This is a genomic window from Limosilactobacillus oris (assembly GCF_025311495.1).
Lineage (GTDB): Bacteria > Bacillota > Bacilli > Lactobacillales > Lactobacillaceae > Limosilactobacillus > Limosilactobacillus oris_A.
Genome location: NZ_CP104398.1, coordinates 886,951 through 909,789 on the forward strand (window position 1 = coordinate 886,951; position 22,839 = coordinate 909,789).

The 22,839-nt window shown below is 47.9% G+C and carries 34 protein-coding genes and 2 pseudogenes; 2 read left to right on the top strand and 34 right to left on the bottom strand.

The genetic code is table 11. From position 1 onward, the window contains the following. Window positions 1–92: 92 nt before the first annotated feature. The 9 genes from N4599_RS04585 to N4599_RS04625 all read right to left on the bottom strand — a co-directional run bounded on the left by N4599_RS04585 (window position 93) and on the right by N4599_RS04625 (window position 7,005). Window positions 93–1,271 (bottom strand): ATP-grasp domain-containing protein, encoded by a 1,179-nt coding sequence (locus N4599_RS04585; RefSeq protein WP_062812997.1) that lies wholly within the window; start codon window positions 1,269–1,271, stop codon window positions 93–95. 12 nt (window positions 1,272–1,283) lie between these two features. Beyond that, window positions 1,284–1,859: a xanthine phosphoribosyltransferase gene (locus tag N4599_RS04590; protein ID WP_062812996.1), complete on the bottom strand. Its 576-nt coding sequence runs from the start codon at window positions 1,857–1,859 to the stop codon at window positions 1,284–1,286. Window positions 1,860–1,880: 21 nt separating this feature from the next. Further along, window positions 1,881–2,513: a glycoside hydrolase family 73 protein gene (locus tag N4599_RS04595; protein WP_003714467.1), complete on the bottom strand. Its 633-nt coding sequence runs from the start codon at window positions 2,511–2,513 to the stop codon at window positions 1,881–1,883. A gap of 280 nt (window positions 2,514–2,793) precedes the next feature. Beyond that, window positions 2,794–3,195, bottom strand: a complete 402-nt coding sequence (gene rpsI, locus N4599_RS04600; protein ID WP_003714520.1) for a 30S ribosomal protein S9 — start codon at window positions 3,193–3,195, stop codon at window positions 2,794–2,796. A 7-nt stretch (window positions 3,196–3,202) separates the two neighbouring features. After that, window positions 3,203–3,646: a 50S ribosomal protein L13 gene (gene rplM, locus N4599_RS04605; RefSeq protein WP_003714513.1), complete on the bottom strand. Its 444-nt coding sequence runs from the start codon at window positions 3,644–3,646 to the stop codon at window positions 3,203–3,205. Window positions 3,647–3,750: 104 nt separating this feature from the next. Next, window positions 3,751–4,521: a tRNA pseudouridine(38-40) synthase TruA gene (truA, locus tag N4599_RS04610; protein ID WP_260902276.1), complete on the bottom strand. Its 771-nt coding sequence runs from the start codon at window positions 4,519–4,521 to the stop codon at window positions 3,751–3,753. 20 nt (window positions 4,522–4,541) lie between these two features. Then, entirely contained in the window at window positions 4,542–5,345 is an 804-nt protein-coding gene (locus N4599_RS04615) for an energy-coupling factor transporter transmembrane component T family protein (protein ID WP_260902278.1), read from the bottom strand. Continuing rightward, the gene (locus tag N4599_RS04620; protein ID WP_062812994.1) at window positions 5,345–6,196 is read right to left on the bottom strand and encodes an energy-coupling factor transporter ATPase; all 852 of its coding nucleotides are present in this window, start codon (window positions 6,194–6,196) and stop codon (window positions 5,345–5,347) included. The genes N4599_RS04615 and N4599_RS04620 overlap by 1 nt, the downstream gene beginning before the upstream one ends. Then, entirely contained in the window at window positions 6,178–7,005 is an 828-nt protein-coding gene (locus N4599_RS04625) for an energy-coupling factor transporter ATPase (RefSeq protein ID WP_191363991.1), read from the bottom strand. Before N4599_RS04625 ends, N4599_RS04620 begins: the two co-directional genes overlap by 19 nt. A 414-nt stretch (window positions 7,006–7,419) precedes the next feature. Here N4599_RS04625 and gadC point away from each other — a divergent pair. Then, window positions 7,420–8,985, top strand: a pseudogene (gene gadC / locus N4599_RS04630) (glutamate/gamma-aminobutyrate antiporter). Window positions 8,986–8,999: 14 nt separating this feature from the next. Continuing rightward, window positions 9,000–10,404: pseudogene (gene gad, locus N4599_RS04635) on the top strand (glutamate decarboxylase). Between the two features lie 388 nt (window positions 10,405–10,792). Here gad and rplQ read toward each other — a convergent pair. From rplQ to rplB, 25 genes are all read right to left on the bottom strand, one after another. After that, on the bottom strand, window positions 10,793–11,176 hold the full coding sequence (gene rplQ / locus N4599_RS04640; protein WP_003714475.1) for a 50S ribosomal protein L17: 384 nt from the start codon (window positions 11,174–11,176) through the stop codon (window positions 10,793–10,795). A 32-nt stretch (window positions 11,177–11,208) separates the two neighbouring features. Beyond that, the gene (locus N4599_RS04645) at window positions 11,209–12,153 is read right to left on the bottom strand and encodes a DNA-directed RNA polymerase subunit alpha (RefSeq protein WP_062812455.1); all 945 of its coding nucleotides are present in this window, start codon (window positions 12,151–12,153) and stop codon (window positions 11,209–11,211) included. Window positions 12,154–12,237: 84 nt separating this feature from the next. Then, window positions 12,238–12,627, bottom strand: a complete 390-nt coding sequence (rpsK, locus tag N4599_RS04650) for a 30S ribosomal protein S11 (protein WP_003664532.1) — start codon at window positions 12,625–12,627, stop codon at window positions 12,238–12,240. Between the two features lie 34 nt (window positions 12,628–12,661). Beyond that, window positions 12,662–13,027: a 30S ribosomal protein S13 gene (gene rpsM / locus N4599_RS04655; protein ID WP_003714460.1), complete on the bottom strand. Its 366-nt coding sequence runs from the start codon at window positions 13,025–13,027 to the stop codon at window positions 12,662–12,664. A gap of 30 nt (window positions 13,028–13,057) precedes the next feature. After that, window positions 13,058–13,177, bottom strand: a complete 120-nt coding sequence (rpmJ, locus tag N4599_RS04660; RefSeq protein WP_191363990.1) for a 50S ribosomal protein L36 — start codon at window positions 13,175–13,177, stop codon at window positions 13,058–13,060. A gap of 39 nt (window positions 13,178–13,216) precedes the next feature. Further along, window positions 13,217–13,435 carry a translation initiation factor IF-1 gene (gene infA / locus N4599_RS04665; protein ID WP_003664537.1) on the bottom strand — a complete coding sequence of 73 codons (219 nt, stop codon included), beginning with the start codon at window positions 13,433–13,435 and terminating at the stop codon, window positions 13,217–13,219. A 132-nt stretch (window positions 13,436–13,567) separates the two neighbouring features. Then, a complete protein-coding gene (locus N4599_RS04670; protein ID WP_003716083.1) occupies window positions 13,568–14,224 on the bottom strand; it encodes an adenylate kinase in 657 nt (218 codons plus the stop codon). Further along, the gene (secY, locus tag N4599_RS04675; RefSeq protein ID WP_191363989.1) at window positions 14,221–15,540 is read right to left on the bottom strand and encodes a preprotein translocase subunit SecY; all 1,320 of its coding nucleotides are present in this window, start codon (window positions 15,538–15,540) and stop codon (window positions 14,221–14,223) included. The genes N4599_RS04670 and secY overlap by 4 nt, the downstream gene beginning before the upstream one ends. 1 nt (window position 15,541) lies before the next feature. Then, window positions 15,542–15,976 (bottom strand): 50S ribosomal protein L15, encoded by a 435-nt coding sequence (gene rplO / locus N4599_RS04680; RefSeq protein ID WP_003714516.1) that lies wholly within the window; start codon window positions 15,974–15,976, stop codon window positions 15,542–15,544. Window positions 15,977–16,008: 32 nt separating this feature from the next. After that, the gene (gene rpmD, locus N4599_RS04685) at window positions 16,009–16,191 is read right to left on the bottom strand and encodes a 50S ribosomal protein L30 (RefSeq protein WP_003714480.1); all 183 of its coding nucleotides are present in this window, start codon (window positions 16,189–16,191) and stop codon (window positions 16,009–16,011) included. 14 nt (window positions 16,192–16,205) lie between these two features. Beyond that, window positions 16,206–16,709: a 30S ribosomal protein S5 gene (rpsE, locus tag N4599_RS04690; RefSeq protein ID WP_003714463.1), complete on the bottom strand. Its 504-nt coding sequence runs from the start codon at window positions 16,707–16,709 to the stop codon at window positions 16,206–16,208. Window positions 16,710–16,731: 22 nt separating this feature from the next. Next, window positions 16,732–17,088 carry a 50S ribosomal protein L18 gene (rplR, locus tag N4599_RS04695; protein WP_003714504.1) on the bottom strand — a complete coding sequence of 119 codons (357 nt, stop codon included), beginning with the start codon at window positions 17,086–17,088 and terminating at the stop codon, window positions 16,732–16,734. A 62-nt stretch (window positions 17,089–17,150) separates the two neighbouring features. Beyond that, window positions 17,151–17,687: a 50S ribosomal protein L6 gene (gene rplF, locus N4599_RS04700; RefSeq protein ID WP_003714509.1), complete on the bottom strand. Its 537-nt coding sequence runs from the start codon at window positions 17,685–17,687 to the stop codon at window positions 17,151–17,153. A gap of 29 nt (window positions 17,688–17,716) precedes the next feature. Continuing rightward, the gene (rpsH, locus tag N4599_RS04705) at window positions 17,717–18,115 is read right to left on the bottom strand and encodes a 30S ribosomal protein S8 (RefSeq protein ID WP_191363988.1); all 399 of its coding nucleotides are present in this window, start codon (window positions 18,113–18,115) and stop codon (window positions 17,717–17,719) included. Between the two features lie 31 nt (window positions 18,116–18,146). Beyond that, window positions 18,147–18,332: a type Z 30S ribosomal protein S14 gene (locus N4599_RS04710; RefSeq protein WP_003664547.1), complete on the bottom strand. Its 186-nt coding sequence runs from the start codon at window positions 18,330–18,332 to the stop codon at window positions 18,147–18,149. Window positions 18,333–18,346: 14 nt separating this feature from the next. Then, entirely contained in the window at window positions 18,347–18,889 is a 543-nt protein-coding gene (gene rplE / locus N4599_RS04715; RefSeq protein ID WP_191363987.1) for a 50S ribosomal protein L5, read from the bottom strand. A gap of 25 nt (window positions 18,890–18,914) precedes the next feature. Continuing rightward, a complete protein-coding gene (gene rplX, locus N4599_RS04720; RefSeq protein WP_003714494.1) occupies window positions 18,915–19,223 on the bottom strand; it encodes a 50S ribosomal protein L24 in 309 nt (102 codons plus the stop codon). 33 nt (window positions 19,224–19,256) lie between these two features. Next, entirely contained in the window at window positions 19,257–19,625 is a 369-nt protein-coding gene (gene rplN, locus N4599_RS04725) for a 50S ribosomal protein L14 (protein WP_003714461.1), read from the bottom strand. A gap of 64 nt (window positions 19,626–19,689) precedes the next feature. Continuing rightward, window positions 19,690–19,956 carry a 30S ribosomal protein S17 gene (rpsQ, locus tag N4599_RS04730; RefSeq protein ID WP_003714501.1) on the bottom strand — a complete coding sequence of 89 codons (267 nt, stop codon included), beginning with the start codon at window positions 19,954–19,956 and terminating at the stop codon, window positions 19,690–19,692. Between the two features lie 24 nt (window positions 19,957–19,980). After that, window positions 19,981–20,187 (bottom strand): 50S ribosomal protein L29, encoded by a 207-nt coding sequence (gene rpmC / locus N4599_RS04735; protein WP_003714473.1) that lies wholly within the window; start codon window positions 20,185–20,187, stop codon window positions 19,981–19,983. Continuing rightward, on the bottom strand, window positions 20,177–20,611 hold the full coding sequence (rplP, locus tag N4599_RS04740; protein ID WP_003664555.1) for a 50S ribosomal protein L16: 435 nt from the start codon (window positions 20,609–20,611) through the stop codon (window positions 20,177–20,179). Before rplP ends, rpmC begins: the two co-directional genes overlap by 11 nt. 3 nt (window positions 20,612–20,614) lie before the next feature. Next, window positions 20,615–21,280: a 30S ribosomal protein S3 gene (rpsC, locus tag N4599_RS04745; protein WP_003714496.1), complete on the bottom strand. Its 666-nt coding sequence runs from the start codon at window positions 21,278–21,280 to the stop codon at window positions 20,615–20,617. Window positions 21,281–21,292: 12 nt separating this feature from the next. Continuing rightward, the gene (rplV, locus tag N4599_RS04750; RefSeq protein WP_003714490.1) at window positions 21,293–21,640 is read right to left on the bottom strand and encodes a 50S ribosomal protein L22; all 348 of its coding nucleotides are present in this window, start codon (window positions 21,638–21,640) and stop codon (window positions 21,293–21,295) included. Window positions 21,641–21,658: 18 nt separating this feature from the next. Continuing rightward, window positions 21,659–21,937 carry a 30S ribosomal protein S19 gene (rpsS, locus tag N4599_RS04755; protein ID WP_191363986.1) on the bottom strand — a complete coding sequence of 93 codons (279 nt, stop codon included), beginning with the start codon at window positions 21,935–21,937 and terminating at the stop codon, window positions 21,659–21,661. A 36-nt stretch (window positions 21,938–21,973) separates the two neighbouring features. Then, window positions 21,974–22,819, bottom strand: a complete 846-nt coding sequence (gene rplB, locus N4599_RS04760) for a 50S ribosomal protein L2 (protein ID WP_003714468.1) — start codon at window positions 22,817–22,819, stop codon at window positions 21,974–21,976. Window positions 22,820–22,839: the final 20 nt, after the last annotated feature.

Genomic DNA, 22,839 nt, shown 5'->3' on the forward strand with positions numbered 1-22,839 from the left:
GCTAATATTATAACAAAAAAGCCGCGAGAAAAATAACCAAGGGCCTCGCGACTAGCTAGCCGTCCGGCCCTTTTTGACAGGTTATTCAGATCTTATAAAATTTCATCATCATCGTTATTCTGCGGGGCGTCATTCGGGGCAATCGGCTCGTCCCAGACCTCCGTGTCGTCGACCTGGTCTTCCAGCTCGTCCAGGCTGCTGCTGCCAGTCACCCAGACAAAGCCAATCAGACTATCGTCATCAACCGCGGGCAGGTCGAACAAGCGGAACTGCCAGTTATCCTTGAGCAGCCATTGCCGTTGGATTGCGGCCTCCTGTTTCTTCCGAATCACCATCAGGAGGGCCGGCTGCAACGACCGCACAATATGCAATGGCATGCCGACCGCGGCCCGGAGCTGTTCCTCGTACTGGGTCACGTTAGCGGAGCTGTCGTAGACGTTGGCAATGGAAGTCATCCCCAGCTCAATGTTCTTCACGTACAGAGAGCCATTAGCCGTGACGTAGAAGTTCAGTGAGAACACCCCGTGGTATTCCAACGAACTGGCAACGCTCTTCACGATCCGCTGCATTTCCGTTAAGAGGTCATCGTCAACCACGGCGGGAGCGGCAACGGCAATCAGCTGCCGGTCCGCGGAAAATTGCAGCTTCGCTAGGGGATAGATTTCCACCTGGTCCCCATCCGTAGCCGCCGTCATTGTATACTCCGCGGTGTGGTCGATCCACGACTCCAAGAGGTAGGTCCCCGTACTAATGAAGTCCGCCGCCCGGGCAATATCCGACTGGCGAGAAATCATCATCGATTGTTCCCCAATTCCCCGCTGAATCGGCTTTAGGAGGGCCGGGTAGCCGATAGAGTCAATGGACTGGTAGACGTCGTCAAGACTAACCACCGTCACGTACGGAGCGATATTAATGTTGATCTGGTCCAGGAAGGCCCGTTCCATCAGCCGGTCCTGAACGATTTCCAGGCCATTGATCCCCTGGGGAACCGCTGCAAATTGGCTCAGAAAACGGATTACCCGGGAATCGATATTCGGCGTTTGGTAAATCACCGCATCGCTATTTTCGCCAAATTCCGTCAACTTATCCTTATCGTTGTAGGCGCCAACGAGTGTAAAGTCGGCCATCTTGGTAATTGCCGGCTGAGCGTGGTCGACGTATACTCCCACGTTAAAGCCCGCCTTTTTAGCCGCGGCAATCAGCGCCCCGCCGTTCCGGTTGATTCCAATAATGCCAAGCGTACTTCCTGGATACAGTGCATCCCCACTCATTTAATAACCCCCTTAGTCTTCTTCAAACTCAATCCGGTTATCAGCCAATGACTTGATCCGGGCTAACGATTCTACCCGTACTCCCCGGTCCCGCAGTTCCTGGCCGCCGGGTTGGAAGCTCTTCTCAATCACGATTCCGGCTCCAGCAACCTGGATGCCGGCCTGGTCGGCAATTTCCAGCATTCCTTCAACGGCCTGACCATTCGCCAGGAAATCATCAATCATTAGGACCTTATCATCAGGAGCAACGTACTTCTTTGAAATCGAAATGCGGTTAGTCGTCTTTTTGGTATAGGAGTAGACGTCCGCCACGTACATGTTATTGTTGAGCGTCAGGCTCTTGTGCTTCCGGGCAAAAATCACGGGGAGCTTCATCTCCAAACCAGTCATCACCGCCGGGGCGATTCCTGATGATTCGACCGTCCAGATTTTAGTAATCCCCTCACCAGCAAAACGCCGGGCAAATTCCTGGCCAACATGCAACATTAACTCCGGATCCACCTGGTGGTTTAAAAAGGCGTCGACTTTCAAGACGTTGCCCGGAAGGACCGTCCCAAACTGCTTAATTTTTTCGTTTAATTCTTGCATGAAGAAGTGCTCCTTTAACTTTTACTTATCATAATTATATAACTTATAGGTCTGGATGACCGAAATTAACTTTTGCGCGTAGTTCGGGTCGGTCGCATAGCCAGCCTTCTGCAGTTCTCGGGCCGCCTGCTGGTAGCTGGTAGCCTGGACCACGGCTTGGTAGTTTTCCTTATTCGTGTCGGTTCCGTTTAACATCAGCTTGGTATGGTCTTTGATAGAGTCGCTCCAGCTGTCATAGACCTTAAACCGCCCCTTGGTAACGATCCAGTGGCCGTTGATGTACTCCTTAGTAGTCAACACCCGGGAAGTGTTCGGGTCAGTCCCCTTGATACCAAAGAGATTGTGGTATTGGGAAGCGAGCTGGCTAGTCCCCCACTGCGACTCGAGAATTGCTTGAGCAATCGTGACGGACGCGTACACGTGGTAAGAGTTTTGCATGGCCTGGGCTTCGGGGGCCACCTGCTTAATGAACGCCTGCTTAGCCTGCTGGTCCTGGCGCTGCAGCTGCTTTTCAATCCGCTGCTGGTTCCAGATCCGGTAATAGTGATGGGCCGCATAAACGCCCAAGAAGAGCGCGATAATGACGAGGATCCAGATAAGGACCTTGAGTCCCGAATTATTCTTCCGTGATTTTCTTCTCTTCCGCTTTGCCAATGGTAGTGTCCTCCCTGAGTAATCGTTCGTTCAATCATAATTTAAAAATAACCACTGTTGATTATAGCATTTTTCCCGGGGGAACTGGTTTACGATTTAAAAACAAAAGGGAGTGGGGCAGAAGTCGTGAGCGACTTCGTTTCCCCACCCCCGCAAGGATGGCTACGTCGCGCAGCAAGCCTATTTGGGGTAGCTACTGTGCTGCTTTCTTTGTTATCTGTGATAACAAAAAAGCCGGGAACAAAATCCCAGCTTTTTTGTTTGAAACGCCAATCGAATATTAACGCTTACTGAATTGAGCAGCCTTACGAGCCTTCTTCAGACCTGGCTTACGACGTTCCTTCATCCGAGGGTCACGAGTCAACAGACCGGCCTTCTTCAAAGCGTCACGGAAGTCAGGGTCAACGGTGAGCAGGGCACGGGCGATACCGTGACGAACTGCACCGGCTTGACCAGAGAAGCCACCACCGTTGATGTTAGCGATAACGTCATATTGACCGTTAGTCTTAGTAACATCAAATGGTTGGTTAACAATAGCACGTAAGTTGGCAAATGGAATGTAGTCTTCGATTGCCTTGCCGTTCATAGTAATCTGACCAGAACCTGGTACTAAGCGAACACGTGCGGTAGCGTCCTTACGACGACCAGTACCTCTGTATTGTACAGTTTGAGCCAATTCCATTCCCTCCTTAGATTAAGTTTGTAATGTCCAATGCTTCAGGCTTTTGTGCGGCGTGCTTGTGGTCTTCACCAGCGTAAACATGCAGCTTTAAGCCCATCTTGTGACCAAGGGAGTTGTGTGGAAGCATACCCTTAATAGCAGTTTCCAATAACTTCTCTGGTTCCTTAGCAAGGAAGTCACCGGCAGTCCGTTGCTTCAAACCACCAGGGTAGTTTGAGTGACGGTAGTACATCTTTTGGGATGCCTTCTTACCAGTTAACTTAACTTGAGCAGCGTTGATAACGATAACGTTGTCACCAGTATCAACGTGGGGAGTAAATGTTGGCTTGTTCTTACCACGCAGGATAGATGCGACGACGGTGGCCAGACGACCCATTGGGACATCCTTAGCATCGACAACGTACCACTTGCGATCAACTTCACCAGGTTTAGCGATGTATGTCGTTCTCACGATTAGTTCCTCCAATTTTGTTTTCTTTTACATATAATAGTGTACCGAGTTATTAGATGGAAAAGAAATACCAAGTGTTAGTATACCTTCTTCTCGATTGTTCGTCAATTGTTTTTGCCGTCAGGGCCGTAATCAACGCTGACCAGGTACAAGCCGCTCGCGGGGGCGGTCATCCGGGCCTGGGTTCGGTCCTTCGCCGCTAACACCCGTTGAACATCGCTAACCGGGCGCTGGCCGCTGCCCACCTCCAGGAGGAAGGCGACCATAATCCGGATCTGGTTGTACAAGAAGCCATTACCGGTAAATTCAAACACGACCTCGTTTTGCGCTGGATCACGGTCAACGGTAATCTTTTCCACCGTCCGAACATTGCTCTTTGCCTGGCTCCCCGAGGCCACAAAGCTCGTAAAGTCATGTTCACCAATAAAGTCCTTAGCGGCCAAGCGCATCTTATCAATATCGACCGGCACCTTATAGTGCGCCGTGTAGTTACGCTTGAAGGGGTCAACAAAGTCCCCCTGGTCGACCCGGTACCGGTAAGTTTTTCGGTGGGCGCTATACCGGGCGTGAAAACTTTCGTCGACCCGCTCGGCCTTTTTTACCAGAATATCTAAGGGTAGCAGACTGTTAAGGGCCTTCCGCATCGACTCGTCGCTCAGCTGGTAAGGAAGGTCAAAATGGGCGACCTGGTTAAGGGCGTGGACCCCAGCATCAGTCCTCCCGGAACCAATCACACTGATCGGCGGGTCAGGATACTTGGCGATTTTATTAACCGCGTTTTTCAGGACCTGCTCTACCGTTCGCTTGTGGGGCTGGATTTGAAAGCCCGAGAAGTTCGCCCCGTCGTAGGCAAAGGTAATTTTATAACGATACATTTGCTTTTCCTTTCTAACAGTCAAATTACGAAACGGAGGATCAGTACCGCTACTGCCAGGGCCAACAGCAGCAACAGACTGACCGTGTCCCGCCGGTACCAGTGCAGCTGCCGGTAATGCGTCCGCGGAGCCGCTGGATCATACCCCCGGGCCTCCATTGCCGTTGCCAGCTCCTCCGCCCGTTTAAAGGAATCCACGAATAACGGGATAAGGATTGGTACCATCCGGGTCAGACGCCGGATCAGTCCCCCCTCGTCAAGGTTCATCCCCCGGGACCGCTGAGCATTGGCGATTTTGACCGCCTCATCCATAATGGTCGGAATAAACCGCAGGGCAATCGAAATCATCAGGGTAATCTGGTTCACGGGAACCTTAATGGCCTTCAGCGGCTGCATCAACCAGGAGAGGGCGTCCGCAATCCGCAGGGTCGGCGTGGTCGCGGTCAAGACCGTCGAGGCAGTAACGATCACCATGAAGCGGAAGAAAATAATGAGTGAATTGACTAATCCATCCCGGGTCACGGTAAATAGCCACCAGCGCCAGTAAACCGGTCCCCCGGTGCTAAACAGGACTTGAAAAGCCACCGTTAACAGAATGATCCATGCCAGGGGGAGAAGCCCCCGCCAGTAAAGCCGAAAACTGACCCTGCTCATCACCATGGTCACCAGCAGCGCAGCTACCAGTAACAGACAGGTTGCCCAGCTATTGGCAAAGAAAACGAGGATAACATAGGCGATACATAGCAGCAGCTTTGCCCGGGGGTCAAGGCGATGAAGACGTGAATCACCGGGAACGTAGGAACCAAAAACAATCGCGTTAGTCATCAGTCCGTTCCCCCTTTCAGCCGGGGTGCCAGGACCTTCGCTAGCTGGTCAAGGGTCAGCACTGCCGGCAAGTCGACGCCCCGCTTCCGCAGCTGATGAGCAATCTGAACCGCGGCCGGCCGGTTCAGCTGGTTAGCCGCCATGAGCTGGCTATCAGCAAACAGTTGCTCCGGGGTAGTCGCGGTCACCAGCTGTCCGTGGTTCATTACGACCACCTGGTCGGCATAGCGCGCCACCTGTTCCATCTGGTGGGTAATCAAGATAATCGTCCGGCCTTCCTGGTGGAACGTGGCAATTAAGTTCAATAACTGCTCCGTTGACTGGGCATCTAATCCCGCCGTCGGTTCGTCCAGGATCAGGACCTCCGGCTGCATTGCCAGAACCCCGGCAATCGCTACCCGCCGCATCTGGCCTCCGGAGAGCATAAACGGTGACCGTTCCGCCAGGTCCGCGGGCAGGCCAACCGCGTTCAGCGCTTCCTGAACGGCTGTAGCCACCTGTTCCTGATCCCAGCCAAGGTTTTCTGGACCAAAGGCGATATCCTTAGCGACAGTTTCTGCAAATAATTGCTGCTCCGGGAACTGAAAGACGAAGCCCACGTGCTGGCGAAGTTTAGCCAGGTCCTGGCGCCGAGCGCTTGCATCAACAGTCTGTTTCCCTACCGTGATCTGCCCCGCCGTCGGTTTCAGTAGGCCGTCAATCAAGGACACGAGTGTTGATTTACCGCTACCAGTATGACCTACCAAGGCGGTATAGCTCCCTGCCGGAATTGTCAGGTTAACTTCCGTCAAAGCACGCTGCTTACTATTGGAATACTCAAAGGCGACGTTATTTAGCTTAATTTCCGGCATAACCATTCCACCATTTCGTTTGTTGTTAAGTACCCCGCTGGAACAGCGACTCCCAGGGCAGCCAGCCGTTCGCTCAGGTCTTGAGCCACGGGAATACCGACTCCCAGACGGTGCAGCAAATCGGCTTGGCAGAGAATCTCGCCGGCCGGGCCTTCATCAGCAATTCCCTGCTGGTCAACCACCACGATTTTATCGGCCATCGTCATTTCCACCGGATCATGGGTAATTGTAATAATAGTCAGTGACTCCTCCTGCCGCAACTGGGCCAGGAGATTTAGCACGGTCTGCCGGCCAGCCGGGTCGAGCATTGAAGTGGCCTCGTCCAGGATAATCACCTGGGGTTCTAAGGCGAGAATCCCGGCAATCGCCACTCGCTGTTTCTGTCCCCCAGAGAGGAGGCTCGGTTCGGTATCCGCTAGCTGACTCATCCCTACCCGGGCCAGGGCCTTGTCAATCCGTCTGGTCATCTCGTCCCGTGGCAGTTGCTGGTTTTCAAGCCCAAAGGCAATGTCATCGGCGACCGTCGCCCCAACAAACTGGTTATCGGGATTTTGAAAAACGATCCCCACTTGACGGTGGAGCGTCGTTAAGTGGTCTTCGGTCACAGTCAGGCCGTTGACGACGACCTGCCCCTCATCAGCCACCAGCAGCCCATCGATCAGCCGGGCAATGGTACTCTTCCCGCTCCCGTTTTTACCAATCAGGGTCGTCCATTGCCCCCGGGGAAGCTGGAGGTTGAGCTTTTTGAGCACCGGTTGGCTTGCCCCCGGATATGTATACGTAATGTTTTCTAACTTGATCCCGTCCACGCCGTCGGTTCCTTTCCAAATTAATCCTCTTTATTCTAACAAAGACCGCGCTAAGTTACAGGAATTTTGCTGGAAAAGTTAGTAAATTGGGAAATCTTTCCAAAACACCACCCGTATATTTCACTTCTCTGCCTGCTTTTAGCAATTATTTGGGAACGATTTCTTATATATTTTCCATTCGTTATCAGGCGAAAGCAAAATCCCGTAATTAATTCTCAGCTCATATCAGGTTATTATTTGGCATTTCGCTCAATACCGGATATACCATAATCAAGGTAAACACCCCTATGTTTGGGGTTTTAGTTTAATAATCTTTGTGATTAAACTAAAAGTATTATTTTGATTGTAATTGATTTTATAATAATAAAACGTGGGTAAAGTGTTTATCAAATCATAAACAGAAAGGAGAAGCTCATGGATAGTAATGGCAAACAAGTCGCCCGAAACCTAACTTTATTTGGTTTCTTTTCACTCACCGCATCAATGGTCTTGACGGTGTATGAGTACCCAACTTTTGCTACCGCCAAGCTGCACCTGGTATCCTTCCTGGTCCTTGGGGGAATCTTCTGGTTCCTGCCAGTTGCACTCTGTGCCGCCGAAATGGCAACCGTTAATGGTTGGAACCAGAATGGTGGCGGAATTTTCAACTGGGTTAAGCACACCCTTGGCGAGCGGTGGGGATTTGCGGCTATCTTCTTTCAATGGTTTCAAATCACGGTCGGTTTTATCACGATGATTTACTTCATCTTGGGGGCATTATCATTCGTCTTCAACTGGCCGGCTCTTAACCAGGTTCCCGTCATTAAATTCTTTGGGGTCCTGATTATCTTCTGGCTCCTGACCTTTTCACAATTCGCGGGAACCAAGTACACTGCACGAATCGCCAAGTAGGGCTTTTCACTTGGGATCTTAATTCCTTCAGTAATTCTCTTTGTTTTAGCAATCTGGTACATCATCAAGGGAGGTCCCTTGCAGCTCAGCTTTTCAGCCCGGGCCTTTGTCCCTGACTTCGCTCATCTCAATACCCTGGTAGTCTTTATTTCATTTGTCTTAGCCTACATGGGGGTCGAAGCCTCAGCTTCGCACATTAACGAATTAAAGCGGCCCAAACGGAATTATCCTTTGGCAATGTTCATCCTGGTAATCCTCGCAATCTGTCTGGATACCTTTGGTGGCTTTACTGTCGCCGCGGTTGTCCCAGCCAAGGAAATTTCACTTAGTGCGGGGGTTGTCCAGGCCTTTAACTACCTGCTGCTCTATATCAATCCCCAACTCGGCTGGCTGGTCAAGCTGATTGCGTTGATGATTGCCGCTGGGGTCATGGCCGAGATTAGTTCCTGGGTCATTGGTCCTTCCCGGGGGATGTTCGCAACCGCCCAGCAGGGAATTCTTCCCCGGTGGTTCCGGAAGACCAACAAGTCGGGAGTACCAATCCCGCTAATCGTGGTCCAAGGGATCATCGTTTCAATCTGGGACGCGGTCCTGACCTTCGGGGGTGGCAGCGATAACGTTTCGTTCTTCGCCGCCATGTCGCTGACCGTGGTTATCTACCTGGTCGGCTACCTGCTCTTCTTCATTGGCTACCTCGTCTTGATTTTCAAGATGAAGCAGCTGAAACGTACCTATAAAATCCCTGGTGGGACCTTTGGTAAGGCCGTTGTTTCAATTTGTGGATTATTAGTATCCCTCTTTGCCTTCGGTATCTCGTTCGTTCCGCCGAGCACGCTGCCAAGATCATCCGATTCCGCTTATCTGGGTGTCTTAATCATTAGCTTTATTATTGCGCTGATACTGCCATTCATCATCTACGCCTTCCACCACAAGTGGGGGCACCACCATCACAATGATAATCCCCAGCACCTCAGTGCCCAGGATGTCATTCCAGCAGTACCACCAATTGCTCGTGGTGAGCATCACATTGTCTCAGAAGCTGTTTCAGATGAAAACGAGACAGCAAGTAAACCTGCACATCAAAATTAGGAGGTTATTTATTTATGGCTGGATTATATGGTAAAACAGTAAAGAAAATCGTAACTTTCTCGATCCCATTTTTGGTTCCTATTCTTCGGATCACCCTCTTCCAAAGTATCAGCTGAACGAAAAGCCGGTGGAACCGCGGATTACCTACCGGATCGTTAAGGAGCACTTCTGGATGAAGGAAACGCCCGTGAAAACCTGGCAACCTTCTGTCAGACTTATATGGAACCAAATGCAACGAAAATCATGGCCGAAACAATGGATAAAAACGCCATTGATAAGTCAGAATACCAACGGACAGCTGAACTAGAAAACCGCTGTGTTAACATTATTGCTAACCTTTGGCACGCTCAACCCGCTGAGAACTACATGGGGACTTCCACGGTCGGTTCTTCTGAGGCATGTATGCTTGGTGGCCTGGCAATGAAGTTTGCCTGGCGGGAACGGGCCAAGAAGCTGGGCCTGGACATTCACGCCCACAAGCCAAACCTGGTTATTTCTTCCGGCTACCAAGTTTGCTGGGAAAAATTTGCCACCTACTTTGACATTGAACTGCGGACCGTCGCAATGGATGAACAGCACCAGTCGCTTAACATGGAAAAGGTAATGGACTATGTTGACGAATATACGATTGGGACCGTTGGTATCATGGGGATTACCTACACAGGCCGTTATGATAACATTGCTAAGCTAAACGACCTGGTCGAAGCCTATAATAAGACAACCCCTTACAAGGTTTACATCCACGTTGATGCCGCCTCAGCTGGTTTCTACGCACCGTTCATGGAGCCAGATATCAAGTGGGACTTCCAGCTGAAGAACGTTGTTTCCATTAATTCGTCAGGTCACAAGTACGGCCTGGTATACCCAGGGATTGGTTGGGTTCTCTGGCGCGACAAGCAGTTCTTGCCAGACAAACTGATCTTTAAGGTCAGCTATCTTGGTGGTGAACTGCCGACCATGGCAATCAACTTCTCACGGAGTGCCTCGCAAATCATCGGTCAATACTACAACTTTGTCCGCTTCGGCTTTAATGGCTACAAGGAAATCCAAAAGCGGACCCATGACGTTGCCGTCTACCTGTCCAGTGAAATTGCCAAATTAGGCCACTTTGAAATCGTCAATGACGGTTCCGAACTGCCAATTGTCTGCTACAAGCACAAGATTAACGATGGCGTTGACTGGACCCTCTACGACCTGGCTGACCGTCTCCGGATGAAGGATTGGCAAGTACCAGCCTACCCACTGCCGGAAAACCTCGACAACATCGAAGTTCAACGGATCGTCTGCCGGGCTGACCTGGGAATGAACATGGCCCACGACTTCATCGAAGATATGAAGCGGGCAATTGACGAGTTAAATAACTCGCACATTGTCAGCCACCAACGGACTGAGCTCAAGAAGTACGGCTTTACCCACTAGTATTGAGCTGTGCCTAGCCTGATAATTTAATTCCACCTACTCCCCCAAGTGACCTGATTAGTTGCTTGGGGGAGCTTTTTGTGTGGGGAAGAAAGTTGGTCAAATGTTGCTTCGTCAGCTGCTGCACCATCGCCTTATTATCTTTGAAATAGCTAAAGGACCGGGGCTTCACTCCCAACTGCTGCCTGCCAACCAAAGGTCTCCTCGACTAGCAGCACGTCCGAACCCATCGCTAGTGGCCGCCAAAAAACGTTTAAAATAAAAAATCACTTACCATTGCGGCGCACGGGGTTTCCGCATTCGAGCTAGACTAGGGTTACCCCACCATCGTAACGCTCTATGCCATCAATGATAGTGATTCTTTATTACGTATTTAGTTTGTCAGTAATTAGTCGACGAATTCCAAGATAACCATTGGAGCGCCGTCACCACGACGAGGCATGGTCTTCAAAATCCGCGTGTAACCACCGTTCCGATCTGCGTACTTTGGTGCAAGTTCTTCAAACAAGTGTTGAAGTGCAGATTGGATCCGAATGTCATCGCCGTCTTCCTTAACATCCGCAACAACATTACGGATAAAGGCAGCAGCCTTCCGGCGAGAAGCAAGGTCACCGTGCTTAGCAAGTGTAACCATCTTGTCAGCGGTCTTGCGAACTTCCTTTGCACGTGCTTCAGTAGTGGTAATCTGACCATTAACGATCAAATCAGTAGTTAAATCACGTAATAAAGCTTTACGTTGTGAACTTGTACGTCCTAATTTACGGTAACTCATGAACTGGTTCCCTCCTTTGCAATTGGTATCAATTAATCATCCTGGCGGAATGAAACGCCAAGGTCATTTAATTTGAGCTTAATTTCTTCTAATGACTTCTGTCCTAAGTTCCGAACCTTCATCATGTCAGAAACGGTCCGATCAGTCAGTTCCTTAACGGTGTTAATTCCCGCACGCTTGAGACAGTTGTATGAACGAACAGACAAGTCCAGTTCCTCAATCGTCATTTCAAGCGTCTTTTCCTTGTGGGTTTCTTCCTTTTCAACCATCACTTGGACATTTTGCGCCGTTTCAGTCAGGTTAACAAACATTGCCAAGTGTTCAGTCAAAATCTTAGCACCCAAACTAACCGCTTCGGTTGGTGTAATTGAACCATCAGTCCAAACATCCAGGGTCAACTTGTCGAAATCACTCCGTTGACCAACCCGCGCATTTTCCACGGTGTAGTTTACACGTTCGATTGGAGTATAAATGGAATCAATTGGCAGTACACCGATGGCCAAATCTTCCATCCGGGCCTTATTATCATTAGCTGAAAGGTAACCACGACCTTTATCAGCTGTCATCTTAATGTGTAATTCTGCACCATCAGCGACAGTTGCAATATGCAAATCAGGGTTCAAGACAGATACTTCGCTATCACCTTGAATATCACCGGCGGTTACTTCAGCAGGTCCCTTGACGTCTAATTCCAAGTCCTTTTGGTCTTCAGAATTGATTTTCAGCGAAACCTTTTTAAGGTTTAAGATAATCTGGGTAACATCTTCAGTAACACCCTTCACCGTGCTGAATTCGTGCAAAACACCATCAATTTGCATGGTAGTAATTGCTGAACCTGGCAATGAAGCAATGAGAACCCGTCTCAGTGAGTTACCAAGAGTCGTCCCATAACCGCGCTCAAGTGGTTCTACAACAAACTTGCCGTAGTTATCCGTTTCTTCAACTTTATGAATGTTTGGCTTTTCAAATTCGATCATTCTATCCCTGTACCCCTTTCAAACGTGGTGCGCATTTTTAACAAAAGACAAATTGTGGAAAACAGGTTCTCCACCAAATGTCCATTAAACACGACGACGCTTTGGAGGACGAGAACCATTGTGTGGGACTGGAGTTACATCGCGGATTGCGGTAACTTCCAAACCAGTTGCTTGCAGAGCACGGATTGCAGCTTCACGCCCAGAACCTGGACCCTTAACTTCAACTTCAACAGTCTTCATACCGTGTTCCATAGCTTGCTTGGCAGCAGCTTCTGAAGCCATTTGGGCAGCAAATGGAGTTGACTTCCGTGAACCCTTGAAGCCCAAGACACCAGCTGATGACCAAGCAACGGCGTTACCTTGAACGTCAGTAATCATGATCAAAGTGTTGTTAAATGTTGAGTGAATGTGCGCAACACCAGTTTCAACATTCTTCTTTGCACGACGCTTACGCGTACCTTTTTTGGTTGCCATATCTAGTACTAACCTCCTTTTTTATAAAATTAAATTACTTCTTCTTGTTAGCGATGGTTACCGCCTTACCCTTACGAGTACGAGCGTTGTTCTTCGTGTGTTGACCACGAACTGGTAAACCACGACGGTGACGCATACCACGGTATGAACCAATTTCTTGCAGACGCTTGATGTTCATTGAAACTTCCCGGCGTAAGTCACCTTCCACTTGGATGTTTTCAACTTGACCACGGATCTTTTCTTCTTGGTCCGGAGTTAAATCACGAACACGAACATCTTCAGAAACACCGGCAGCTTCCAAAATCTTCTTAGCAGTGGAATCACCGATACCGTAAATATAAGTTAAGCCGATTACGATTCGCTTGTCACGAGGTAAATCGACACCTGCAATACGAGCCATTTAGTGCACCTCCATTCCTATATAATAAAATTACTTACCTTGACGTTGCTTGTGCTTTGGGTTAGCAGAGCAAATCACCATAATACGTCCATGACGCTTAATGATCTTGCAGTGCTCGCACATCCGCTTGACTGATGGTCTTACTTTCATCCTTAAAAATCCTCCTAAGAGTTCCTAGATCAACAATTATTACTTAAACCGGAACGTGATCCGACCCTTGGTAAGGTCATATGGAGACATTTCAACCTTTACTCGGTCCCCAGGCAGAATCTTGATGTAGTGCATCCGAATCTTTCCTGAGACATGAGCAAGAATCTCCGCCCCATTTTCCAGTTCAACTTTAAACATCGCGTTAGGCAGGGTTTCAGTAACCTTACCCTCAACTTCAATCACATCGGCTTTTGCCACGAAACGGTTCCTCCTTGCTTAATCAAGAAATTACGTAAAAACGGTGGAAAGCGCACTACTCCCCACTGTCAGCTAGATAAACCTTGCCTAGTTTAGCATAAGTAGCTGTCTAGCGCAAGTTATCAAGCATCTTTAGAGACTATTAAGCACTTTCTTGACGTCTGCATAAACCTTATCGATGTCCTGTTGACCATCGATCGTGTGCAAAACACCTTGCTTTTGGTAGTAATCTACCAGTGGGGTGTTCAACTTAATGTTGACATCCAAACGATTCTTGACCGTTTCTGGCTTATCGTCATCACGTTGGTAGAATTCGTGGCCGCCACAAACGTCACACGTTCCTTCTACCTTTGGCGCATTGTAAATCTTATGATACGTTGCACCACAATTGCGACAAATAAACCGACCACTTAACCGTTCTACCAGCACATCTGGTTCGACGTGAATATTGATGACAGCATCTAATTGCCGGTTACTCTCAGCTAACATCTTATCCAAAGCCGCAGCCTGGTTAAGATTGCGAGGAAAGCCATCAAGCATGAAGCCCTTGGCAGTATCATCCTGGGCAAGTCGTTCCTTAACAATGCCGTTCGTCACTTCATCCGGAACTAATTCACCTTTATCGATGTACTTCTTAGCTTCAACTCCCATTGGAGTTTCGTTTTTAATTGCCGCACGGAAGATGTCCCCAGTTGAAATATGAGGAATATCGAAATCTTCCACAATCTTTTGCGCTTGGGTACCCTTACCGGCACCAGGCAACCCCATTAAAACAAGGTTCATACTCATTTGCCATTTCCTCCTTCTGGTTCACGAATAAATCCAATATATTCACGCTTCATCGTTAACCCGTTTAACTGACGGATAACATCCAGGGCAATCTGGACGATGATTAATAAGCTGGTCCCACCCAAGCCGATTGACTGGCTAAGGTTCCAGACGTTGCTGGCAATCAGTGGGATTAAGGAAATCAATCCCAAGAAGAGCGAACCAACCGTACTTAAACGCATTAACAGAGCTGAAACAAAAGTTTGCGTTCCTTTTCCCGGCCGAACACCAGAAATGTAGGAACCCTGCTTTTGCAAGTTTTCTGCGAGCTTTTCCGGATTAACCTGAACAAAGGCGTAGAAAAAGGTAAATACAACAATCAACAACGTATACAAAGCGATCCCCGGACCGGATTGCATATTAAAAATCGTTGTCAGTACTTGATACCAAGTGTCACCACCATGGTTTTGCTGGAAAGCCATCAAGATTGTTTGCGGGGTTGAAATAAAGGAACCAGCGAAGATGACTGGAATAACCCCAGAAACGTTAATCTTTAACGGGAGGTAACTGCTTGATGGTGAAGTAGTTGTCCGACGAGTATACTGAATCGGTAACCGACGTTCAGCTTGTTGGACCCAAGTTACGAACGCCACAATGATTAATAATGCTACAACAACTAACGCAATGAAGCCGATTCCTGACCATAAGGCCGCACCGGATTCTCCTGCAATTTGATCGTCCCAGAGTTGCCGCATCGCACCGGGCATTTGTGCAACAATCCCGGCAAAAATCAGCATTGAAACACCATTACCGATACCACGTTCGGTAATCATGTCCCCCATCCAGGTAGCAAACATCGTCCCCGCCGTCAGAATCAAACCAATCGTTAGGTAAGTCTGCGGATTGGGGTGGTTAACCAATTTAATCGTGCTTAACGCATTGAATCCGGCGGTAATTCCGATTGATTGGATAAATCCAAGGACAATCGTTAACCACCTGGTTGCCTGGTTAAGTTTTCGCCGACCAACTTCCCCTTGCTTACTCCATTCAACAAACCGCGGAACAATATCCATCTGCAGCAGTTGAACAACAATCTGGGCGGTGATGTATGGGGAAACTCCCATTGCAAACAACGAGTAGTTTTCCAAGCCACCACCACTAAAGGTATTGAGGATCGATGCTAACCCGGTCGAGGAAATTTCCTGCAAAGCTGCAGCGTTAACTCCAGGAACAGTGATAGCCGCCCCAATTCGGTAAACAATCAACACGAATAAGGTAAAGAGAATCTTCTTCCGAATCTCCTTAACCTTTAACGTGTTTATGACGGCTTTGAACAAATTACATCACCTCAGTTTTACCGCCAGCAGCTTCAATTGCTGAAACCGCTGAAGCAGAAAACTTGTTAGCCTTAACAGTTAACTTCTTTTCCAGCTTACCGCTACCAAGAACCTTAACACCGCTCTTCAAGTTCTTAACGATTCCGTTTTCTACCAGAACTTCTGGAGTAACTTCAGCACCGTCATCGAACTTGTTCAGGGCAGTCAAGTTAACAATAGCGTATTCCTTGCGGTTGATGTTGGTAAAACCACGCTTAGGAATTTGCCGGTAGAGTGGCATTTGACCCCCTTCAAAACCAAGACGAGTCTTGCCGTGAGCCTTTTGACCCTTAGTACCACGTCCTGAAGTGAAACCGTGACCTGATGAAAGACCACGACCCTTACGAAGACGCTTTGAACGAGAACCTTCAGCAGGCTTCAATTCATTTAACTTCATTTGGTAGGCACCTCCTTATTATTTAGTTTTAATTACTTAACTTCTTCGATGGAAACTAAGTGTGCAACTTTGAAAATTTGACCACGTGTTGCGGCATTGTCTGGCAGAATGTTTGAACTGCCGATCTTGCCTAAGCCCAAGGCCTGAACGGTCTTCCGTTGGGTTGGTTCACGGTGGGCAACACTGTGGATTAAGGTAACTTTAACTTTAGCCATAATTAGTGCCCTCCTTATTCAGCCAAGTGATCTACTGAAACACCACGAAGCTTAGCAACTTCGTCAGCGCTCTTCAATTGCTTCAGACCTTCGAAAGTAGCCCGAACCACGCTGATTGGCGTGTTGGAGCCCAGACGCTTGGAAGTAACATCGGCAACCCCGGCCAGGTCCATAACGTTACGAACCGCACCACCGGCAGCAACCCCGGAACCTTCAACGGCGGGCTTCAACATGATCTTACCACCGCCGTAAGTACCGATAACTTCGTGCGGAATAGTAGTACCAACGATTGGAACAGTAATCAGGTTCTTTTCAGCAGCAGCTTGAGCCTTGCGGATAGCTTCTGGAACTTCTTGAGCCTTACCAGTACCAAAACCAACGTGACCCTTACGATCGCCGACGATAACAAGGGCAGCAAACCGCATCCGACGACCACCCTTAACAACCTTGGTAATCCGGTTGATAGCAACAACTTGATCGTCTAAGTCCAACTTTGCTGGATCAATGTATTCTGACATTGCAGGTTATTCCTCCTTTTCCTTAGAATTTAAGTCCGTTTTCACGAGCAGCTTCAGCCAAAGCTTGAACACGACCATGGTACAGGTACCCACCACGGTCAAATACAACGTTCGTGATGTTTTGGTCAGCAGCACGCTTGGCAATCAATGCACCAACGCCGCTAGCTTGTTCAGTCTTCGTCTTACCACTAACTTCGCTGTCGTTTGTGGAGGCACTTGCGAGCGTCACACCCTTTACGTCATCAATTAATTGAGCGTAAATGTTTTTGTTTGAACGGTAAACACTTAAGCGTGGGCGCTCCGCAGTACCAGAGATCTTGCCGCGAACGCGCATGTGACGGCGTTGACGGATCTTGTTCTTATCTGGTTTAGAAATCACAACAGTCACCTCTTATTAAATAGTATAGTTTAATTCGTAGACGGTAGATTAACCTCTCAAGGTTACTTACCAGTCTTACCTTCCTTACGGATGATGTGTTCGTTTTCGTAACGAATACCCTTACCCTTGTATGGCTCAGGTGAACGAACGGCACGAACTTGGGCAGCAAAATCACCAAGGTGTTCCTTGTTGATGGAGCTTAATTCGATAGTAGTGTTGTCAGGAACCTTAATATCAATATCTTCCGGCTTGTCCATTTCAACTGGGTTGGAGTAACCAACAGTCAAAATCAGCTTGTTGCCCTTGAATTGAGCACGGTAACCAACACCGACTAACTTCAGGACCTTCTTGTAACCATCAACAACACCTTCAACCATGTTGTTAACGTTTGCCCGGGTAGTACCGTGAATCATCTTCATCTTGTTGGAATCATCATCACGGTCAAACTTAATCACGTTGTCAGCAACCGTCATCTTAATCAAAGGTGAGATTTCACGTGACAAAGTTCCCTTAGGACCCTTAACAGTTACGACGTTGCCTTCCTGGGATACTTCTACGCCTTGTGGCAAGTCAATTTCCTTGTAACCAATACGACTCATGCGTGCACCTCCTAACTTTATATAATATCTTACCAAATGTAAGCGATAACTTCGCCACCGATTTTCTTGGCGCGAGCTACCTTATCGGTTACAACACCCTCAGATGTTGAAATAATAGCAATACCTAATCCGTTAAGAACCTTTGGCACAGCATCAGCCTTAACATAAGACCGCAGACCAGGCTTTGAAATCCGCTTCAAGCCAGAAATAACGCGTTGACCGTCGTTGCCATATTTCAAGAACACACGGATGATGCCTTGCTTGTTATCGTCAACATATTCAACATCGCGAACGAAACCTTCATTCTTCAAGATTTCGGCGATGTCCTTCTTCATCTTAGATGCAGGAACCTCAACTGATTCGTGTTGTGCCATGTTAGCATTACGAATCCGCGTTAAGAAATCTGCAATTGGATCGCTCATAGACATCGATGTTTTCCTCCTTTTGTCGGTGATTTGTTTACCAGCTAGCCTTCTTTAAACCAGGAATTTGTCCCTTGTGGGCAAGTTCACGTAAGCAAATCCGGCATAGGTGGAATTTACGGTAAACTGAGTGCGGACGTCCACAACGTGCACAACGCGTGTATTCACGACTTGAGAACTTCGCTGGACGGTTGCACTTAGCAATCATTGATTTTTTAGCCAATTTGTGGAACCTCCTTATTTAGCAAATGGCATGCCGAGTTGGGCAAGTAATTCATGTGATTCTTCATCACTTTCAGCAGTAGTAACAATGACTACGTCCAAGCCCCGAACCCGGTTAACCTTATCGTAATCAATTTCAGGGAAAATTAATTGTTCATGGATACCAAGAGTGTAGTTACCACGACCATCAAAGGCCTTGTTGCTTACACCGTGGAAGTCACGAACCCGTGGCAATGCTACGTTGACTAACTTGTCCAAGAAATCATACATCCGTTCACCACGTAAGGTTACCTTAGCACCAATTGGCATTCCTTCACGAAGACGGAAGCCGGCGATGGACTTCTTAGCCTTAGTGATCAATGGCTTTTGACCAGCAATCAAGCCCAATTCTTCAACGGCTTCGTCCAAGTTCTTGGAGTTAGTAGTGGCATCACCAACACCCATGTTCAAGACGATCTTGTCGACCTTTGGCGCTTGCATCGTTGAAGTGTAGTTGAACTTTTCAATCAATGCAGGACGGATTTCGCTTTCGTACTTAGCTTTTAAACGGTTTTCCATTAGTAATTATTCCTCCTTTCCTCGATTAGTCGATGGTCTTGCCAGATTTCTTGGCAACCCGAACCTTCTTGCCATCAACGAACTTGTAACCAACACGGGTTGGTTCGTTGGTAGAAGGATCAATCAGCATTACGTTTGAAGCATTGATAGCAGCTTCAGTTTCAATAACGCCACCGTTAGGATTTGCGTTGCTTGGCTTTTGGTGTTTCTTAACCATGTTAATGCCTTCAACGATTACACGGTTTTGGGCAGCGAAGATTTGCTTAACGTTACCTTCCTTACCCTTGTCTTTACCGGCGATAACGCGAACTTTGTCACCTGTTTTAATGAGCATGTTGATTGTGCACCTCCTTATTTTTGGTTAATCTTACAGAACTTCTGGAGCCAGAGAAACGATCTTCATGAAGTCATCGCCACGAAGTTCACGAGCGATTGGCCCAAAAATACGGGTACCCTTAGGGCTCTTATCGTTGTTGATCAAAACAGCGGCGTTTTCATCAAACTTGATGTAAGAACCATCCTTACGGTGCAGACCATGCTTAGTCCGTACAACGACAGCCTTAACAACGTCACCTTTCTTGACAACGCCACCTGGTGTTGCCTGCTTTACAGTAGCAACAATAATGTCACCGATGTTACCAGTCTTAACTCGGGAACCACCCAAGATCTTGATGACAAGGATTTCACGAGCACCGGAATTATCAGCGACCTTCAACCGACTTTCCTGTTGAATCACGGTTAATGTCCTCCTTCCATTTACAAATAAGAATTAGAATACGAATTTAAGAGTTATCTGCTAATTAAAGGGTAGCAGCCTTTTCGACAACTTTTACAAGACGGAAACGCTTCTTAGCTGATAATGGCCGAGTTTCCATGATTTGTACAGTGTCGCCGGTCTTTGCTTCGTTGTTTTCATCGTGTGCGTAGAACTTCTTTGAGTACTTAACACGCTTGCCGTAAATTGGGGCACTCTTGTAAGTGTCGATTACGACAGTGATGGTCTTGTCCATCTTGTCAGAAACAACGCGGCCTTGATAAACCTTGCGTGCATTACGTTCTTCACTCATGCGCTAATCCTCCTTTTCGTATTCTTATTTGTTTAATTCTTGTTGACGAAGAACTGTCTTAACCCGTGCAATGTCCTTACGTACTTTTTTAAGGCTTGCAGTGTTTTCCAATTGACCAGTAGCTAATTGGAAACGCAAGTTAAACAATTGTTCCTTCAATTCCTTTTCACGGTCAAGTAGCTTGTCAGTGGTTAATCCATTCAGTTCTTGTACGTAATCTTTACTTTTCATTAGATTGTCCACCTACTTCCTCACGTTGTACGATCTTAGTGCGAACTGGCAACTTGTGACCGGCAAGACGTAAAGCTTCACGAGCGACTTCTTCAGAAACGCCCCCTACTTCGAACATTACCTTGCCGCGCTTAACTGGAGCAACCCATCCTTCAGGAGCACCTTTACCGTTACCCATCCGGACACCAACACCTTTACTGGTGTAGGAAAGTTGAGGGAAGATCTTAATCCAAACCTTCCCACCACGCTTCATGTAACGAGTCATCGCAATACGAGCGGCTTCGATTTGCCGGTTGCTGATCCAGTGGGAATCAAGTGCTTGCAAACCAAATTCACCAAAGGTAACCGTCTTGCCACCCTTAGCTTCGCCACGCATGTGACCACGTTGAACCTTACGGTGCTTTACTCGCTTTGGTACTAGCATGTTTTACTTCCCTCCTTGTTCATCATCATTTTCATTCTTCTTGGTAGGAAGAACTTCACCACGGTAGATCCAAGTCTTAACACCCAGGACACCATAAGTAGTGTTTGCTTCATCCCAAGAGTAATCAATGTCGGCACGGAGAGTGTGCAATGGAACAGTACCGTCAGAGTATGATTCAACCCGTGACATATCAGCACCGTTCAAACGACCAGCAACTTGAGTCTTAATGCCCTTAGCGCCGGCACGCATAGCCCGTTGCATTGCTCCACGCATTGCACGACGGAAAGCAATCCGCGCTTCGAGTTGCCGTGCGATGCTTTCACCAACCAGGTGTGCATCCAAGTCTGGCTTCTTGATTTCCACAATGTTGATGTGGACACGCTTGCCAGTTAACTTGTTTAATTCCTTACGAAGTGCTTCAACTTCTGAACCACCCTTACCAATAACCATTCCTGGCTTGGCAGTGTGAATTGAAACGTTGACGCGGTTTGCGGCACGTTCAATTTCAACGGTTGATACAGAGGCATCAGCAAGTCGCTTTTCAATGTACTTACGGATCCGAAGGTCTTCGTTCAGGTAGTTAGCAAAGTCTTTATCAGCGTACCACTTTGCAGTCCAATCGCGAATGACTCCGACACGAAAACCATTAGGATTGATCTTTTGACCCACTATTTATTCCTCCTATCGTTCTGTAACAACCACTGTGATGTGACTAGTCCGCTTGTTAATTGGTGAAGCAGAACCCTTTGCACGAGGACGGAACCGCTTTAAGGTTGGTCCTTCGTTTGCGTAGGCTTCGCTGACAACCAATGAAGCACGATCTAAATCAAAGTTGTTTTCAGCGTTTGCAACAGCAGAATTTAAGACTTTTTGAACATCTGAAGCGGCACCACGGCTGGTGAACTTCAGAATAGCGAATGCTTCAGCAACGCTCTTGCCGCGAATTGCGTCTAAAACAAGGCGAACCTTACGGGCAGGAACACGGACCATCTTGGCAGTTGCCTTAGCGGAAGTGATGTTTTCAGCCATTTCTTAATTCACCCTCCTTTACTTGCCTGTCTTCTTGTCATCATTTGCGTGACCGTGGAAAGTACGAGTTGGCACGAATTCGCCCAACTTGTGACCTACCATGTCTTCTTGTACGTAAACTGGTACGTGCTTCCGACCATCATAAACAGCAAATGTGTAACCAATGAAGCTTGGGAAAATGGTAGAACGACGTGACCAGGTCTTGATGACCGTCTTCTTTTCAGAACCTTCCTGCTCCTTAACCTTCTTCAGTAATGAAGCATCAGCGAAAGGTCCCTTCTTCAAACTACGACCCATTTAGTGTACCTCCTCTCGGGTAATAAACGTAATATATTAACGAGTGTGTGGACCGCGCTTCCGACCACGAACAATGAACTTGTTTGAACGAGCCTTGTGTGAACGGGTCTTCTTACCAACGGTCTTCTTACCCCATGGAGACAGAGGAGATGGTAAACCAACTGGTTGCTTACCTTCACCACCACCATGTGGGTGATCATTAGGGTTCATAACAGAACCACGGACGTGTGGACGTTGACCAGCGTAACGGGTCCGACCAGCCTTACCCTTGATTAAAAGGGCGTGTTCGTCGTTACCAACAGTACCGATAGTGGCACGGCAGGTAGCAAGAACCATCCGTACTTCACCAGATGAAAGACGTACCAAGACGTACTTCTCATCCTTACCAAGTAATTGAGCAGAAGCACCTGCTGAACGAGCAAGCTGACCACCCTTGCCTGGCTTTAATTCAATGTTGTGAATAACAGTACCAACTGGAATGTTCTTCAATGGAAGAGCGTTACCAACCTTGATATCTGCATCTGGACCAGATTGAACAGTCATGCCAACCTTCAGACCCTTAGGAGCGATGATGTATGACTTGGTACCATCAGCGTAACCCAAGAGTGCGATGTTAGCAGTACGGTTTGGATCGTATTCGATGGCCTTAACAGTTGCAGGAACATCATCCTTAATCCGCTTAAAGTCAATGATCCGGTATTGACGCTTAACACCACCACCACGGTGACGAACAGTAATGTGACCATAGCTGTTCCGGCCGGCAGTGTGTTTTAATGGAGCCAACAATGACTTTTCAGGCGTCGTCTTCGTGATTTCAGCGAAGTCGTAACCGTTCATGTTCCGGCGACCGTTAGTAGTAGGTTTGTACTTACGAATTCCCACTATGTTTTCCTCCTTTTTTT